The 14,353-nt window shown below is 71.4% G+C and carries 14 protein-coding genes; 9 read left to right on the top strand and 5 right to left on the bottom strand.

The annotated features are described in order from the left end of the window. Window positions 1-120 precede the first annotated feature (120 nt). Complete coding sequence (locus AAHM41_RS33620; RefSeq protein WP_342240993.1) at window positions 121-324, bottom strand: DUF4169 family protein; 204 nt, start codon at window positions 322-324, stop codon at window positions 121-123. A gap of 170 nt (window positions 325-494) precedes the next feature. Between AAHM41_RS33620 and AAHM41_RS33625 the strand changes: the two genes are divergently transcribed. The 3 genes from AAHM41_RS33625 to AAHM41_RS33635 all read left to right on the top strand — a co-directional run bounded on the left by AAHM41_RS33625 (window position 495) and on the right by AAHM41_RS33635 (window position 5,656). After that, window positions 495-3,710 carry an AsmA family protein gene (locus tag AAHM41_RS33625; RefSeq protein ID WP_342240994.1) on the top strand — a complete coding sequence of 1,072 codons (3,216 nt, stop codon included), beginning with the start codon at window positions 495-497 and terminating at the stop codon, window positions 3,708-3,710. Window positions 3,711-3,811: 101 nt separating this feature from the next. After that, window positions 3,812-5,065, top strand: coding sequence for an acyltransferase family protein (locus tag AAHM41_RS33630; protein ID WP_342240995.1), 1,254 nt, complete (start codon window positions 3,812-3,814; stop codon window positions 5,063-5,065). Between the two features lie 417 nt (window positions 5,066-5,482). Next, window positions 5,483-5,656 carry a hypothetical protein gene (locus AAHM41_RS33635; RefSeq protein ID WP_342240996.1) on the top strand — a complete coding sequence of 58 codons (174 nt, stop codon included), beginning with the start codon at window positions 5,483-5,485 and terminating at the stop codon, window positions 5,654-5,656. On the opposite strand, the gene AAHM41_RS33640 is transcribed toward AAHM41_RS33635, so the two are convergent. Continuing rightward, on the bottom strand, window positions 5,653-6,546 hold the full coding sequence (locus tag AAHM41_RS33640) for a LysR family transcriptional regulator (protein WP_342240997.1): 894 nt from the start codon (window positions 6,544-6,546) through the stop codon (window positions 5,653-5,655). The two genes, AAHM41_RS33635 and AAHM41_RS33640, sit on opposite strands and share 4 nt — an antisense overlap. Window positions 6,547-6,697: 151 nt before the next feature. Between AAHM41_RS33640 and AAHM41_RS33645 the strand changes: the two genes are divergently transcribed. Both AAHM41_RS33645 and AAHM41_RS33650 read left to right on the top strand, forming a co-directional pair. Further along, window positions 6,698-7,351, top strand: coding sequence for a hydrolase (locus AAHM41_RS33645; RefSeq protein ID WP_342240998.1), 654 nt, complete (start codon window positions 6,698-6,700; stop codon window positions 7,349-7,351). A 291-nt stretch (window positions 7,352-7,642) separates the two neighbouring features. Beyond that, window positions 7,643-8,515: a hypothetical protein gene (locus AAHM41_RS33650; RefSeq protein WP_342240999.1), complete on the top strand. Its 873-nt coding sequence runs from the start codon at window positions 7,643-7,645 to the stop codon at window positions 8,513-8,515. 88 nt (window positions 8,516-8,603) lie between these two features. Here the strand turns inward: AAHM41_RS33650 and AAHM41_RS33655 are convergent, their stop codons facing one another. Continuing rightward, a complete protein-coding gene (locus AAHM41_RS33655; protein ID WP_342241000.1) occupies window positions 8,604-9,161 on the bottom strand; it encodes a cupin domain-containing protein in 558 nt (185 codons plus the stop codon). A gap of 149 nt (window positions 9,162-9,310) precedes the next feature. On the opposite strand from AAHM41_RS33655, the gene AAHM41_RS33660 reads away from it, so the two are divergent. Genes AAHM41_RS33660 through AAHM41_RS33675 form a run of 4 tightly spaced genes read left to right on the top strand, consistent with a single transcriptional unit; the run spans window position 9,311 to window position 12,769 of the window. Then, window positions 9,311-10,078 (top strand): ABC transporter substrate-binding protein, encoded by a 768-nt coding sequence (locus AAHM41_RS33660; RefSeq protein WP_342241001.1) that lies wholly within the window; start codon window positions 9,311-9,313, stop codon window positions 10,076-10,078. A gap of 8 nt (window positions 10,079-10,086) precedes the next feature. Then, window positions 10,087-10,740 (top strand): amino acid ABC transporter permease, encoded by a 654-nt coding sequence (locus tag AAHM41_RS33665; RefSeq protein WP_342241002.1) that lies wholly within the window; start codon window positions 10,087-10,089, stop codon window positions 10,738-10,740. After that, window positions 10,737-11,468 (top strand): amino acid ABC transporter ATP-binding protein, encoded by a 732-nt coding sequence (locus tag AAHM41_RS33670; RefSeq protein WP_342241003.1) that lies wholly within the window; start codon window positions 10,737-10,739, stop codon window positions 11,466-11,468. Before AAHM41_RS33665 ends, AAHM41_RS33670 begins: the two co-directional genes overlap by 4 nt. 14 nt (window positions 11,469-11,482) lie before the next feature. After that, on the top strand, window positions 11,483-12,769 hold the full coding sequence (locus tag AAHM41_RS33675; RefSeq protein WP_342241004.1) for an NAD(P)/FAD-dependent oxidoreductase: 1,287 nt from the start codon (window positions 11,483-11,485) through the stop codon (window positions 12,767-12,769). Here the strand turns inward: AAHM41_RS33675 and AAHM41_RS33680 are convergent. Together AAHM41_RS33680 and AAHM41_RS33685 are read right to left on the bottom strand one after the other, a co-directional pair. After that, complete coding sequence (locus AAHM41_RS33680) at window positions 12,766-13,641, bottom strand: SMP-30/gluconolactonase/LRE family protein (protein WP_342241005.1); 876 nt, start codon at window positions 13,639-13,641, stop codon at window positions 12,766-12,768. The genes AAHM41_RS33675 and AAHM41_RS33680 overlap by 4 nt on opposite strands. A 57-nt stretch (window positions 13,642-13,698) precedes the next feature. Continuing rightward, window positions 13,699-14,079 carry a peptidoglycan-binding domain-containing protein gene (locus tag AAHM41_RS33685; RefSeq protein ID WP_342241006.1) on the bottom strand — a complete coding sequence of 127 codons (381 nt, stop codon included), beginning with the start codon at window positions 14,077-14,079 and terminating at the stop codon, window positions 13,699-13,701. Between the last annotated feature and the right edge of the window lie 274 nt (window positions 14,080-14,353).

Raw genomic sequence — 14,353 nt, forward strand, 5'->3', positions numbered from 1 at the left:
AAACGGGGGCCCCCCCCCGCGGGCCCCCCCCCCGGGGGGCGCCGGGGCGGGGCCGGCGCAGCCGGCCAGGACCAGCCCGAGCAATGCAGCCAGGGCCGCGACGCGAGAGATCGACGGCATTTACGCGGCGCCTCCGTCCGGATCCTCGTCGCCGTCGATGCGGTGCCCCTCGTGCCGGCGGTCGTCGCGCTCGGCCGTGTCGGTGTCGCGCCGCTTCTCCGCCCCGGTGCGGCCGAAGCGGGCGCGGTTCTCCTGCGCCTGCGCCTCCTTCTCGGCGCGGGCTTTGGCCTTGCGCGCCTGCCGCAGATTGATCACCTCGCCCATCGTCCGCTCCCTCCGTGCGGTCGAGACTAGCCGAAACGGCGATGCGGGATAAGATCGCAGCAACGCGATTGTCCCGGTGTTTTGTCCCAATCCTGATTTGTATTGTGAATCTGTCCGATGATTTCCGATCATGCGCCGGAGTCGCAACCCCGCACGACGCCCGCAGCGCCTTGAAGAAATTCGCCTTCGGTCTCCTCATCCTCCTGGTCCTGCTGGTCGCCGCGGTGCTCATGGTGCCGGGGCAGCTCGACTGGACGCCGTATCGCGCCCGCATCGCCCAGGAGATCGGCGACCTGACCGGCCGTGCCGTCACCATCGACGGGCCGGTCTCGTTCGAGATGCTGCCGATGCCGCGCCTCACCGCCGGCGATGTCCGCGTCGCCAGCGTGCCGGGCGCCACCGTGCCGGACCTGCTGGCCGCGAACGGCGTCGACCTGCGGGTGGCGCTGCTGCCGCTGCTGCTCGGCCGCATCGAGGTGGTGGGCGTCTCCTTCGACCAGCCGAGCGTGGCGCTGGAGACGCTGCCGGACGGCCGGCGGTCCTGGGACGGGCTGGGCGGGGACATCGGCCACCGGCTCGATTCCGTCCGCGCCGTGATCCGCCAGGGCTCGATCCTGTGGCTCGACCGCCGCAACGGCCGCCAGCTCGAGGTCGAGGCGGCGGATGTCCGGCTCAGCGCGCCCGGCCCGGGCGGGCCGGTCTCGATCAGCGGCGCCGGCGTCCTCGCCGGCGTGCCGATGACGCTCGATCTGGCGCTGCAGCCGCGCTCGCCGCTCGGCGCCCTGCCGGTGACGGCGACGGTCGGGCTCGACGCCACCGAGGCGCGGCTCGGCGGCCTGCTGCGGCCCGATGGCGGCCTGCAGGGCGACGTCTCGGTGGTCGGCAAGGATCTCGACGCCAGCCTGGCGCGGATCGGCGTCAAGCTGCCGGCCTCCGCGTCCCGGCCCGGCGTCTTCGCTCTGCGCGCCACGGTGCAGGCCCGGGCGGACGACACCGGAGTCGAGCGGATCGAGCTGACCGACCTCACCGCCGATCTCGGCGACATGCGCGCCGCCGGCGGCGTCGCCGTCACCCTCGCGGCAGTGCCGCGGGTCGAGGCGACGCTCGGCTTCAACCGCCTGGCCCTGGCCGACTGGGTCGGCGACGGCGTCGATCCGGCGACCCTGGCCGGGCGCCTGGCCGCGATGCTGTCGCGCAAATCGGCACTGCCGGTCGCCGGCACGCTCGACCTCTCGGTCGCGGCGCTGGCGGTGCGCGACGGGCTGGTGCGCGACCTGCGGCTGCAGGCGACGCTCGACCCGGCGCGGATCGGCCTGACCCGCCTCGCCTTCGGCCTGCCCGGCGGCGCCTCGGCCACGGCCTCCGGCGCCATCCGCCTCGACGGCGACCGGCCGGCGGCGGACCAGCTCTTGGTCCAGCTCGCGGCCGAGGACCTGCGCGGCGCGCTCGACTGGGCCGGTATCGATCCCGGCGCGGTCCCGGCCACGGCGCTGCGCCGCGGCAGGATCGCCGGCACCCTGAACGGCGACGTCGCCAATCTGCGGGTGTCCGGCCTCGACGCCGATCTCGACGGCAATCGGCTTTCTGGCGCCCTGACCTATGTCGGCGGCGACCGGCCCGGCCTCGGTGCCCGGCTGACGATCAGCCGGCTCGACATCGACGCCTACCGCCCGGCCGGCGCGCCGCCGCTCTCCGGCCTGCTGCAATCCGACCCCGGGCTGCGCGACCGCGTGCTGGCGGCGCTGACCGGGGCCGACGTCAATCTCGACGCCACGGTCGATGCCGTGGCGGTCGACGGCGCCGCCTTCACCGGGCTGCGGCTCGAGGCGACGCTGGCCCAGGGCGCGCTGACCCTCCACAGCGGCCGCGTCGAGGGCCCGGGCGGGATGGGGCTCAGCCTGAACGGCGCCATCGGCCGGCTCGCCAGCCTCGACGACATCGACCTGCAGGCGACGCTCGATGCCCAGGATCCCTCGGCGCTGCTGCGCGCGCTGCGTCTGCATGGGGCGGTGCCGACCCCCCCGGCCGGCCCGCTCAAGGCCTCGCTGCGGCTGCGCGGCGACCCGGCTTCGCTGTCGGTCGACGGCTCGGTCGACGCCCTCGGCGGCACGGTGGCGCTGGGCGGCAGCCTGTCCGAAGCGGCCACGGCGCCACATGCCATACTCGGCCTGCGCCTGACCCATCCGGACCTGCCGGGGCTGCTGCAGCGGGTCGGCGAGGGCGGCCTGGCGGCGCCCGATCTCGGCGGCATCGACCTTTATGCCGATGCCGACTGGGCCCGCGGCCGGCTGCGCCTCGACAACCTGCAGGGCACGGTCGGCCCGGTGTCGCTGGGCGGCACGGTCGAGCTCGACGCCGGCGGCGCCCGGCCGCGCCTCGCGGTGTCGCTGCGCAGCACGGCGCTGCCGCTCGACCGGCTGCTGGCCGGGCTGGCGCCGTCCGGCGACGCCGCCGGGCAATGGCCGGCGCGGCCCTTCGACCTCGGCGGCCTGGCCCGGATCGACGGCAATCTCGACCTCGACGCGGCGGCGGTCTCGCTCGCCGGCTGGACCCTGGACCAGCCGGAGCTGCACGCCCGGCTCGACCAGGGCGGACTCACTCTCGACCGGCTCTCGGCCGGCGTGGCCGGCGGCCGGCTCGGCCTCAACGGCCGGATCGACTGGAACAATGCCGGCGGGCCGCGCTGGTCCGGCCATGCCGACCTGGTCGACGCCGACCTCGCCGCCATCCTGAAGCTGTCGGCCGGGCCGCAGGGCGTCGCCGGCCGGCTCGATCTCGGCCTCGACGCGACCTCGGCCGGCAACAGCGTCGCCGGCCTGGTCTACGGGCTGGACGGCAAGGGGCTGGTGGCGGTGCGCGACGCCTCGCTGGCCGGCATCGACCTCGCCGCGGCCGGGCGCCTGCTGGCCGATCCGGGGCTGCCGGGCGCCTTCCTCGAAGGGCTGCGCGCCGCCTTCGCCGGCGGCAGCACCAAGGTGCCGGCGATCAACGCCACCTTCGCCATCGCCGACGGCACCGCGACCTCGACCGATCTGCGCCTGGTCACCGACACGGCGCTGGGGACCGGCGGCTTCACCCTCGACCTGCCGCGCTGGCGCCTCGACCTCGGCATCGATGTCGGCTTCCGCGCCCATCCCGACGTGCCGGCGGTGGGGCTGCGCTTCGACGGCACCCCCTCGGCCCCGGTGCGGCGGCTGGAGACCAAGGCGCTGGAGGACTGGGCCGCCGCCCGTGCCGCCATCCGCCCGACCGAACCCATGGCGCCGGCCGAACCGGAAGCGCCGGCCGGACCGACCCCCGGGGCTCCGGCCGAACCGGCCCCGGAAAAACCGGCCCCGGACGCACCGGCCCCGGACGCACCGGCGGAGCCGCCTCCGGGGCCCTGAGCGGGTGCCGGCTTTGCCGCCCTGCATGATCTTGCAGCTAGACGGGCGCCGCGCTGATCGGCTGAGTCGTCCGTGGTGGGTGCAATCGGTCGTGGGGCGGCATGGGCATCTTCTCCGTATGGCCGTATGCCGTGCTGATCGGCGCGGCCTGGCTGGTGCTGAGCGCTCCGGTCTTCCGGGCCGTGGACGAGCCGCACCAGCACGGCCGGCGGACGGCGACGCTCGACGGCCTGCGCGGCTTCCTCGCCTTGAGTGTCTTCGCGCATCATCTGGTCATCACCCACGGATACATCGAGACGGGGATCTGGGAGCTGCCGCCTTCGGCCGTCTACACCCTGCTCGGGCAGATCGGCGTCATGCTGTTCTTCATGATCACCGGCTTCCTGTTCTGGGGGAAGCTGCTCGACAGCAAGGGCCGCCCGGATTGGACGGCGCTCTATATCGGCCGGATCTTCCGCATCGGCCCGATGTATCTCCTGGCCGTCGGCCTGATGCTCGCCATTGTCGCCTGGCGGACCGGCTTCACGCTGCGGGAGCCGGCCTGGACCGTCGCGGCCGCGGCGCTGCACTGGCTGGCGCTCGGCCTCTCGCCGCTGCAGCCCGACGTCAACGGCTATTCCGGGACCGGGCTGATCCTGGCCGGGGTGACCTGGACGATCTTCGTCGAATGGCTGTTCTACGGCTCCCTGCGTCTGATGGCCGGCGCCGCCCGCGGGACCCCCGGAGGCGAGCCGCTGCGCTTCGCCGGCGGTGGCCTCCTGCTCTGCCTGGCCGTCCTGGCGGTCGCGTCCTGGTCGGCGGAGCTGTCCTTCGCCCGTCCGACGCCGGGGCTGCTGGTCGCCGTCCTGGCCGCCCTCTTCGCCGCCTTCTTCTCCGGCATGGCGACGGCCTGCCTGGTCCGGCGCGACGCCCGGCCGCGCCTGCCGGACTGGGCGGCATCGCTGCTGGCGCTGGCCTGCCTGGCCACGGTGTTCCTGGCCTTCGGCGACATGGTCGGCCCGCTCCAGATCGTCCTGGTGGCGGTGTTCTTCGCCCTGGTCTGCGACGGCGGCACGCTGTTCGGCCTGCTGTCGACCCGCCCGGCCCGGCGGCTGAGCACGATCAGCTACAGCCTCTATCTGATGCAGGGCCTGGTCCTGACGGTCGTCTTCGCGGTTCCGCCGGTCCGCGGCTTCGCCATGGCCGGCCCGATCCGATTCTGGCTGGTCGGCGGCCTGTGCGCGCTGCTGCTCCTGGCCGTCTCGGCGGCGACCTATTGCCTGGTCGAGCGACCGGGCATCGCGCTGGGGCGCCGGGTCCGCTCCCGGCAGGCCGGCCCGCCCCGGACCGGCCTGCGCGGCGCGACGGTTCCATAGCGGACGGACGTCACCGCCCAGGTGAGGCGAGGGCAGGCATCCGCGCGCAGCCGCGGACCTCTGGACCGTCTCCGATGGGCGGAAAGCGGCCGGCTCGACGCTCTGCGAATGGTGTCCGTGGCCGACCGGGTTCGTGGCGCAACTCCGCAGCGGGATGATGCGGACGCAGTTGTTGACACTTCCAGATGACAACGGCATTGACGGCCCCGATGCTGCATCAGGATGGGGAGCATCGTGGACCACGACCGCATGATCAGGAAGGTACTCGGCGACAATATGATGGTCGGGACCGCGAGGATGTTCCTCATTTTGGGGCTGATCTCGGTCGTCGGCGGCACTATCGCATGGCTCATCGGTCCCTAAGCGACGCTGCCCAGCCTGGAGCTGAACGGTCGCGATAGGGTCCTGGAGAGCGGTGTGATTTCTGAAATCGCCAAATTGCCGAAGGGAAAGAGCTATGTGCTCAAGCCCTCTGCACTCGCCTCTGCATTGCAAGGGGCCGGGGTGACCGTTGACACCCATTTGGTGCGCGCGCCGAGCTGCATCTTCTGTTGTGACATCGGGATCGGCTTCGCGCCGTTCGCACTTTAGCGACCGACACCCGTGAGGTGCGGAGCGGGTTCGCAATACTCGATCAGCAATTCGGTGAGGACCCGTATCTTCCGCGCGGGATGCTGACCTGGCGGGCGGACGACATATGCACCGGCCGGAGGCGGTGGATGACGTGTCATGATCGGCACAAGCGCGCCGGAGGCCACATATTCATGGGTGAGGCAATCGGGCAGGTACGCGATCCCGAGTCCTGCTGTCGCGGCGGCGACTAGAGCTATGCCGTTGTCGGCCTTGAAGCGCCCCTGCGGACGAACCGTGATGATCTTGTCGCCATCCATGAGCTGCCAGCTTTCGGTGCCCTGCATGAGAGCCTCGTGAGCGGCGAGTTCCTCCGGCGTCTCGGGCGACCCATGCGCCTTGATGTAGTCCGGGCTCGCGACGAACTTCCCATAGATTGGTCCGACGCGTCTTGCGATCAAATTGGAGTCCTGAAGATAGCCAACCCGTATCGCACAATCATAACCCTCTGTGATGAGATCGACGAAGCGATCGCTGTAGCATGTGTGGATTTGGAGCTGAGGGTGGCGGCGCGCCATTTCCGCGAGGATGGGAGCGAAGTGAGTCGGGCCGAAAGAAAGCGGCACGGCAACTCGCAAGCGGCCGCGAAGGTCGCCGGCGGGTAGGATCGTTTCCCTGGCTACGTCGATCTCGGCGCAGACCCTGGCGGCATAATCTCGGAACGTGGCCCCTGCTTCCGTGAGAGCGGCGCCCCGGGTGGTCCGTGCAAGAAGCTGGACACCCAGTTCCGCTTCAAGCCGGAAGAGTCGCCGACTGACGATTGACTTGGAGATGCCGAGCCGGAGCGCAGCAGGTGAAACTCCCCCAGCATCGGCCACTTCTACGAAGGTCCGCAGCTCTTCGATATCCATTTGGCGTTCCCCATTCCGCGACACAGCGTGCCGGACCTTGGCACTACCTCATCACCCGACGGAACGGCAAATTGCGCCCGGCAAGCGTCGCCCGCTGGCGCATGTCTCCGCAAAACCAGTGCCGCATAAAGCGGCAGCAAAGGACGCAATAATGACCTTTCGTAACGGCCTTGCCTCGCTTCTTCGTCCCGAGGACTCGGTCCTCGTTCTGATCGATCATCAGGCTTTTCAGCTTACGAACGTGAACAGCCATGATCCGCAGGCCGTGGTCAATAATGTGACCGCGCTCGCGAAGCTTGCGAAAGCTTTCAACGTTCCGACTATCCTCACGAGCGTGCTTGCGGCGCGTGGCGGCCTGCTTTTCAAGCAGATCACGGACGTCTTCCCGGACCAAGAGGTGATCGACCGTACCTGGGTGAACACCTGGGAGGACAAGAAGGTGGTCGACCTCGTCAAGGCAACCGGCCGCAAGCAGCTGATCATCGCAGGCCTGTGGACCGAAGTCTGCGTCGCCATGCCCGTCATCCAGGCCGCCGGCGAAGGCTGGGACGTGACCGTGATCACCGACGCGTCGGGCGGCGTTTCGACCGAGTCGCACGAGGTTGCCATCCAGCGGATGATCGCGGCCGGCGCGAACCCGATGACCTGGATGGCGCTGGCCGGCGAGTGGCAGCGCGACTGGGCACGCACCGAGCATGTCGAAGAACTGACACAGATCCTGATCGATCACCTCGGCGGCAGCGGCATCGCGTATTTGTGGGAGCAGCAGTTGCTCAACACGCCGGTGCCGAGCACCGCTGGTTGATTTGAGCGGGGACGCAGAGATTCTCGAGCGGCGCGTTGCGGCAAAGCTGATTGCTTATCGAGCCTCGTCATCCCCTCTCACGCTGGGCGCGCCTTGGGCCAGCCTGGCGAATTGGTCGAACGTCGGGGTCGCGAGACGAACGGCATTGGGCTTTCATGGTTATCAGTGACCGAGGCCGGGCGCCAGCCTCGCGACCTCGGGTCGAATACGGTCCTTCGTGTTAGGGGCGCGCGACGCGGTTAACGCAATATTCATTGCGTTAACCGGCGCGACTCGTTCATGATACGTTCCATGGAACCCGCAGCAGCCGATCTCGACGTCCAGGCCTTCTGCCGCAGCCTCGCGCTGCAGCAGATCCAGATGCTCACCCGCCTGGCCGAGATCGCCATGCAGCTGGCCGAGGCCGAAGGCGCCCGCGCCGTCGAAGCGCAGGCCAGGGCCGCCCAGGCCCGCGCCGCCGGGCCCAAGGTCGACGAGACTTCGGTGCAGGCGGCCAGGGCCGAGGCGCAGGAGGCCGGGCTGGCCTTCAGCCGCTTCTCCCGCTCGGTGCAGCGCTCGCTGGCGCTGCGCAGCCGCGCCGCCGACCAGCTCTGTGCCCGCGACAAGGCCCAGGCTGCCGACCGCAAGGCCGCCCGCAAGGCCCGCCGCGACCGCCACCGCCGCGAGGTCGAGGATGTGCTGCGCGACATGATCTGGGATCAGGTCGAGGATCAGGGCCGCATCGACGCCCTGCATGCCGAGCTCGAGGAGCGGGTCCAGGATCTCTACGACGACGAGGTCTCGGTCGAGGACCGACCGCTGGGGTCGGTGATGGCCGGTCTGGCCTGCGGCCTCGGCCTCGCCGAGGAATGGCAGCGCTGGGCCACCGGTTGGCCGGCCACGCCAAGCCCCTCCCGGCCGTCCGGCAGCGAGGCAAAGATGCGGGCCGAGCGGACCCGGCGCCGGGACGCCGCCGTCGCCGTCGTCGAGCGGGCCTTCCCCGAGATCGATCCGGCCCGGATCCCGGGGATCAGGGCCGGGCTGGCGGTGCGGCTGCAGGAGGCCGACGTGATCGAATGGCTCGACACCGAGACCGCCTTCACCGTCGGCCGCCGCCTCTGCCGCTCCCTCGGCATCGACCCCTATCTCTGCCACGACCGCCCGGACATCGCCGACACCGGGTGACGGGACCACCGGGCTATCTCCCCTCAAAAAGGCGTCATCCCGCGCAAGGGGGAATGACGACCGGAGGGGTGGTCATGCCAGCCCCCGCTCAGCGCCCGATCACGCAGTTGATCCACAGCACCACGGCCTGCGCCTCGGCCGAGGGGTTGGCGAAGCGGTGCGGCCGGCGGCTGGCGAAGCGGAAGCCGTCGCCGGCTTCGAGCGTCCAGCTCTCGGCATCGACCGTCAGCGCCATCGCGCCCTCCAGCACCGTGCCGGCCTCCTCGCCGGCATGGGTGTAGAACTCGTCGCCCGTGCTCGCACCAGGCTCCATCGTCACCAGGAACAGGCTCAAGCCGCCGTCGCCGGCCGGGCTCAGCAGCTGCTTGGTGATGCCGGACCGCCACAGGTTCAGCCCCGGCCGCTCGGCCCGGCGCAGCACCACCGTGCCCTCGGCCGGCGCCGGGCCGAACAGCCCGCCCAGCCCGACGCCCAGCACGTCGCCCAGCGCGGTCAGCACCTTCAGCGAGGGCGAGGACAGGCCGCGCTCGACCTGGCTGACGAAGCCGATCGACAGGCCGGACCGGGCCGAGACCGATTCCAGCGACAGGCCCTGGGCATGGCGCAGCGCCCGGATGCGGGCGCCCACGGTCAGGTCGATGCTCATGCGGGATCCGGTTTCATATAGGTGAAAATCGCTTGCCAAACCCGCCTGATTATGCCGATTTCATATCGGTGAAACCACTCCGGTGTGCCAGAACACCGGCGGACCGGCCGCGGAACGGCCGGATCGAATCCAACGACAGGGGGCAGGGCATGCGGATCAGGACGCTCATCCAGGCTGCGGCGGCCATGGCGGCGCTTGCGGCGGCGGTTCCGGCTTCGGCGGAGGTGCTGAAGGTCGGGTCGACCCCGACCGGCGTGCCCTTCACCTTCCTCGACACCAAGACCAACACCATCCAGGGCATCATGGTCGACCTGATCGGCGCGGTCGGCCAGGAGGCCGGCTTCGAGGTGCAGATCGAGCCGATGGCGTTCTCGACGCTGATCGCGTCGCTGACCTCGAACAAGATCGACCTGATCGCGGCGGCGATGTTCATCAGCCCGAAGCGGCAGGAGGTGATCGACTTCTCCGCCCCGATCTACACCTATGGCGAAGGGCTGATCGTCCCGAAGGACGACACCAGGGACTACACGACCCTGGCCGACCTCAAGGGCCTGACGGTCGGGGCGCAGGTCGGCACCACCTTCGTCGACGCGCTGCAGAGCAGCGGCCTGTTCGCCGAGGTCAAGGCCTACGACACCATCCCCGACATCCTGCGCGACGTGAATGCGGGCCGGATCGCGGCCGGCTTCGCCGACTATCCGATCCTGGCCTACAACCTGAAGGACGGCGCCATCCCCGGCGTCCGGCTGGTCGAGAGCTACAAGCCGACCTCGATCGGCTCGGTCGGCATCGGCCTGCGCAAGGGCGACCAGGCGCTGCGCGACAAGGTCGACGCGGCCCTGGCCAAGCTCAAAGCCGACGGCAGCATCGACCGCATCCTGGCCAAGTGGGGGGTGAAGCCGCAGGGCGCTTCCTGAGCCGCACGATGCAGAGCTTCCTCCGCGACGCCGCCGAGTTCCTGCCGATCCTGCTGCAGGGCGTCGGGCTGACCCTGCTGGTCACCGTCGGCGCCCTGGTGCTGTCGACATTGCTCGGCCTGGTCTGGGCCGTCCTGCGGGTCTCCGGCATCGGCCTGCTGTCGGGGCTCAGCGCCGCCCTGGTCAATGTGATCCGCGGCATCCCGATCATCGTCCAGCTGTTCTACCTCTACTTCGTGATGCCGGACCTCGGCGTGTCGCTGACCGCGCTGCAGGCCGCGATCATCGGCCTCGGCGTCGCCTATTCGGCCTATCAGGCGGAGAATTTCCGCGCCGGCATCCAGGCGATCGACAGGGGCCAGATCGAGGCGGCGCAGTCGATCGGCATGGGCTGGTGGCTGACCATGCGCCGGGTGATCCTGCCGCAGGCGGTGCGGATCGTGCTGCCGCCCTACGGCAACATCATGATCATGCTGCTGAAGGACTCGTCGCAGGCCTCGACCATCACGGTCGCGGAGCTGGCGCTGCAGGGCAAGCTGATCGCCTCCGCCTCGTTCAAGAACACCAGCGTCTTCACCCTGGTGGCGCTGATGTACCTGGCGATGAGCATCCCGCTGATCCTGCTGGTGCGCCACTTCGAGAAGAAGGCGGGCAAGCCGTGATCGAGCTCAGGGGCGTCCGCAAGCGGTTCGGCGCGGTCGAGGTGCTGAAGGGCATCGACGCCAGCGTGGCCAAGGGCGAGGTGGTCTGCATCATCGGCCCTTCCGGCTCCGGCAAGTCGACCATCCTGCGCTGCATCAACGGGCTCGAGGCCTATGAGGCCGGCGAGATCACGGTCGAGGGCCGGCGGGTCGACCGCGCCGCCCGGTCGATCGTCGAGATCCGCAGCCGCGTCTCGATGGTGTTCCAGCGCTTCAACCTGTTCCCGCACCGCACGGTGCTGGAGAACGTGATCGAAGGCCCGGTCTTCGTGAAGCGGCAGCCGCGGGCCGAGGCGGCGGAGCGCGGCCGCGCCCTGCTGGCCCGGGTCGGCCTCGCCGACAAGGCGGAGGCGCGGCCGTCGCAGCTGTCCGGCGGGCAGCAGCAGCGCGTCGCCATCGCCCGGGCGCTGGCGATGCAGCCGCAGGCGATCCTGTTCGACGAGCCGACCTCGGCCCTCGACCCCGAGCTGGTGGGCGAGGTGCTGGCGGTGATGCGCGGCCTGGCCGAGGACGGCATGACCATGGTCGTGGTCACCCATGAGATGGGCTTCGCCCGCGAGGTCGCCGACCGGGTGCTGTTCATCGACGGCGGCGTGATCGTCGAGCAGGGGCCGGCCAAGTCGGTGCTGACCGAACCGAGCCATCCCCGCACCCAGGACTTCCTGCGCCGAGTGCTCCACCCGCTCTGACATCGAGGCGAGACGTGGCCGACTATTTTCCGCTCGAACCCTCGCTCTGGGCCGCCACCGCGGCGCCCGCGCCGGATACGCCGCCGCTCGACGCGTCGGTCACCGCGGATGTGGCGATCATCGGCGGCGGCTATGCCGGGCTGTCGGCGGCGCTGCACCTGGCCGAGCGCGGCGTGCGCCCGGTTCTCTTGGAGGCGCGGCAGATCGGCTTCGGCGGCTCCGGCCGCAACGGCGGCCAGGTCATCCCGGGGCTGAAGCACGATCCGGACGCGCTGGTCGCCATGTTCGGGACCGAGCGGGGCGGCCGGCTGGCCGAGTTCGGCGGCGGCACCGCCGACCTGGTCTTCGACCTGATCGAGCGCCACGGCATGCAGGTGCCGCACCGGCGCGCCGGCTGGATCCAGGGCGCCCATTCGCCGGAGGGCCTGGCCGAGGCCGAGGCGCGGGCGGCGCAATGGGCGAAGCGCGGCGCCCCGGTGCGGCCGCTGGACAAGGCCGCGATCGGCCAGGCGCTCGGCACCGACCGCTATCTCGGCGGCTGGCTGGACGAGCGGGGCGGCGGCATCCAGCCGCTCGACTACGCCCGCGGCCTGGCCCGGGCGGCGCTGCAGGCCGGGGCGGTGATCCACGCCGGCACCCCGGTCACCGCGCTCGACCCGGCGGAGGGGCGGTGGCGGCTGCGCACCGCCGGCGGCGCGGCCGTGACCGCGGACCGGGTCCTGCTCTGCACCAACGGCTATTCGAAGGGGCTTTGGCCGCGGTTGGAGCAGACCATCATTGCCGCCAACTCCTTCCAGGTGGCGACCCGGCCGCTGACCGACCGCGAGCGCGAGTCGGTGCTGCCCGGCGGGCAGGTCAGCTCCGACACCCGCAAGCTGCTGCTGTACTTCCGGCTGGACCATCAGGGCCGACTTCTGATGGGCGGCCGCGGCCCGTTCCGCGAGCCCCGCGGTGCGTCGGACTGGGCCCATCTCGAGCGGGTAGTCGGCAAGCTGTTCCCGCAGCTCTCCGGCATCGCCATCGAGCATCGCTGGTGCGGCCGGGTGGCGGTGACGCGGGACTACCTGCCGCATCTGCACGAGCCGGCGCCGGGCCTCCTGGTCGACATCGGCTGCCAGGGCCGTGGCGTCGGGCTGCAGACGGCGATGGGCCGGGCGATGGCGGAGTACGTTGCCACCGGCGACGCCGCCGCCCTGCCGCTGCCGCCCGTGCCGATCCAGCCCCTGCCGCTGCACGCCCTGCACCGGCTCTACGTCTCCGCCGTGATCACCTGGTACCGGATGAGCGACGGCGGGCTTTAGCCCGCGAAGTGGCTGCCCGGCAGGCCGCGGCCGGCGTCCTTGATCTCGAACAGCCCACCGGCCAGCGGGTGCTGGCGCAGCGCCGCCTCCGACATCCCGGTCCGGGCGGTGGTGACGTAGAGCGTGGTCAGGCCGGGGCCGCCGAAGGCGCAGCTGGTGACATGTGGCGCCGGGATCGCTACGGCGCGGTCCAGCGTGCCGTCCGGGCGGAAGCGGCTGACCCGCGACCCGCCCCAATGCGCCACCCAGAGATGGCCGTCGCGGTCGACCGTCATGCCGTCCGGCACGCCGTCGTCCTCGGCGAAGATCACGAAGGGCCGGCGGTTGGAGATGGCGCCGCCGGCCAGGTCGAGGTCGTACGCGTAGACCACCCGACGCTCCGAATCCGCCTCGTACAGGATGTGGCCGTCGGGCGAGAAGGCGGGGCCGTTGGTGACGATGTAGCCGTCATCCATGCGGCGCCAGCGGTGGTCGGGGTCGAGCCGGTAGAAGGCGCCGGTCGGCTCGGTGCAGTTGAACTCCACGGTCCCGGCCCAGAGCCGGCCCATCGGGTCGACCTTGCCGTCGTTGAAGCGGTTGCCAGGCCGGTCCGGCTCCGGGTTGCCGATCGGCGTCACCCTTCCCTCCGGCAGGTCGATCAGGTGGAAGCCGCTGCGCAGCCCGGCCACCAGCCCGCCGCGGCGGCGCGGCGCGATGAAGCCGATCGGCTCCGGCATTGGCCATTCCACCTGCGCCCCGGTCGCCGGGTCGTAGCGCAGGATCCGCGGCTGCAGGATGTCGACCCAGTACAGCGCCTGCTCCTCGGCCAGCCACAGCGCCCCTTCGCCCAGCGTCGCCCCGGCCGCCCAGATGCAGAGCGCGTCCTGACCCATCGCCTTGCCTTCCCGTTCCGCGCCGAATCGCCCGGCCGCTTCAGATCGCGATTGTGGTCAGAAATGCCCCGGGGTCCAGTCCGGCGTCTCGGCCCCGGCCGCCTGGCGCAGCGCCTCCAGCAGCGCCGGTGAGGGCCGGCTGGTGACCCGCAGCTTCTGCTGCCGCTGGAAGGCGGCGATGGCGTTGCGGGTCTGGCGGCTCAGCCGGCCATCCACCGGGCCGGCGTTGTAGTTCATCATCGTCAGCAGCTGCTGGATCTCCCGCAGCTGCGCATCGCCGGCCGGCTGGCTGGCCGGTGCGGCCGGCTCCGCTGGAGCGGCCGGGGCAGCGGGGACCGCGGCGACCTGCTGCTGCGGGGCCGGCCGAGCCGCGGTCGGCGGTGGCGAGCCAGGCGCCCGGCCCTCCGGTGCGGTGCTCCGTTCGCCTGTGGTCGCCACGGGCGCAGCGGCGGTCGGTTCGGGCCGGGCCGTGGTGGGCGGCCGAGAGGCCGGGGCCCGGCCCTCCGGCGTGGCCGACGACCCCGTTGTCGCCGGCTCTGCCGCTGTCGCGGCGGCCTGTGCCGACCGGGCGGCGGGCGGCGGGGAAGCCGGGGCCCGGCCTTCCGTCTGTTCCGACGGGGTGGAGGGTGGTGGGGAGGCGGCCTGACCATGCGGTGCAGCCGTCTGCTCAGCCGCGGCCGTCTCGGTCGCGGCGGGTTCGGCCGGCGGCTCC

The sequence above is a fragment of the Inquilinus sp. OTU3971 genome (assembly GCF_038440215.1).

Excerpts from the sequence above, each read along its gene's own strand:
- AAHM41_RS33620 (WP_342240993.1), bottom strand. The coding sequence starts at position 324 with ATGGGCGAGGTGATCAATCTGCGGCAGGCGCGCAAGGCCAAAGCCCGC.
- AAHM41_RS33630 (WP_342240995.1), top strand. The coding sequence starts at position 3,812 with ATGGGCATCTTCTCCGTATGGCCGTATGCCGTGCTGATCGGCGCGGCC.
- AAHM41_RS33640 (WP_342240997.1), bottom strand. The coding sequence starts at position 6,546 with ATGGATATCGAAGAGCTGCGGACCTTCGTAGAAGTGGCCGATGCTGGG.
- AAHM41_RS33645 (WP_342240998.1), top strand. The coding sequence starts at position 6,698 with ATGACCTTTCGTAACGGCCTTGCCTCGCTTCTTCGTCCCGAGGACTCG.
- AAHM41_RS33650 (WP_342240999.1), top strand. The coding sequence starts at position 7,643 with ATGGAACCCGCAGCAGCCGATCTCGACGTCCAGGCCTTCTGCCGCAGC.
- AAHM41_RS33655 (WP_342241000.1), bottom strand. The coding sequence starts at position 9,161 with ATGAGCATCGACCTGACCGTGGGCGCCCGCATCCGGGCGCTGCGCCAT.
- AAHM41_RS33660 (WP_342241001.1), top strand. The coding sequence starts at position 9,311 with ATGCGGATCAGGACGCTCATCCAGGCTGCGGCGGCCATGGCGGCGCTT.
- AAHM41_RS33665 (WP_342241002.1), top strand. The coding sequence starts at position 10,087 with ATGCAGAGCTTCCTCCGCGACGCCGCCGAGTTCCTGCCGATCCTGCTG.
- AAHM41_RS33680 (WP_342241005.1), bottom strand. The coding sequence starts at position 13,641 with ATGGGTCAGGACGCGCTCTGCATCTGGGCGGCCGGGGCGACGCTGGGC.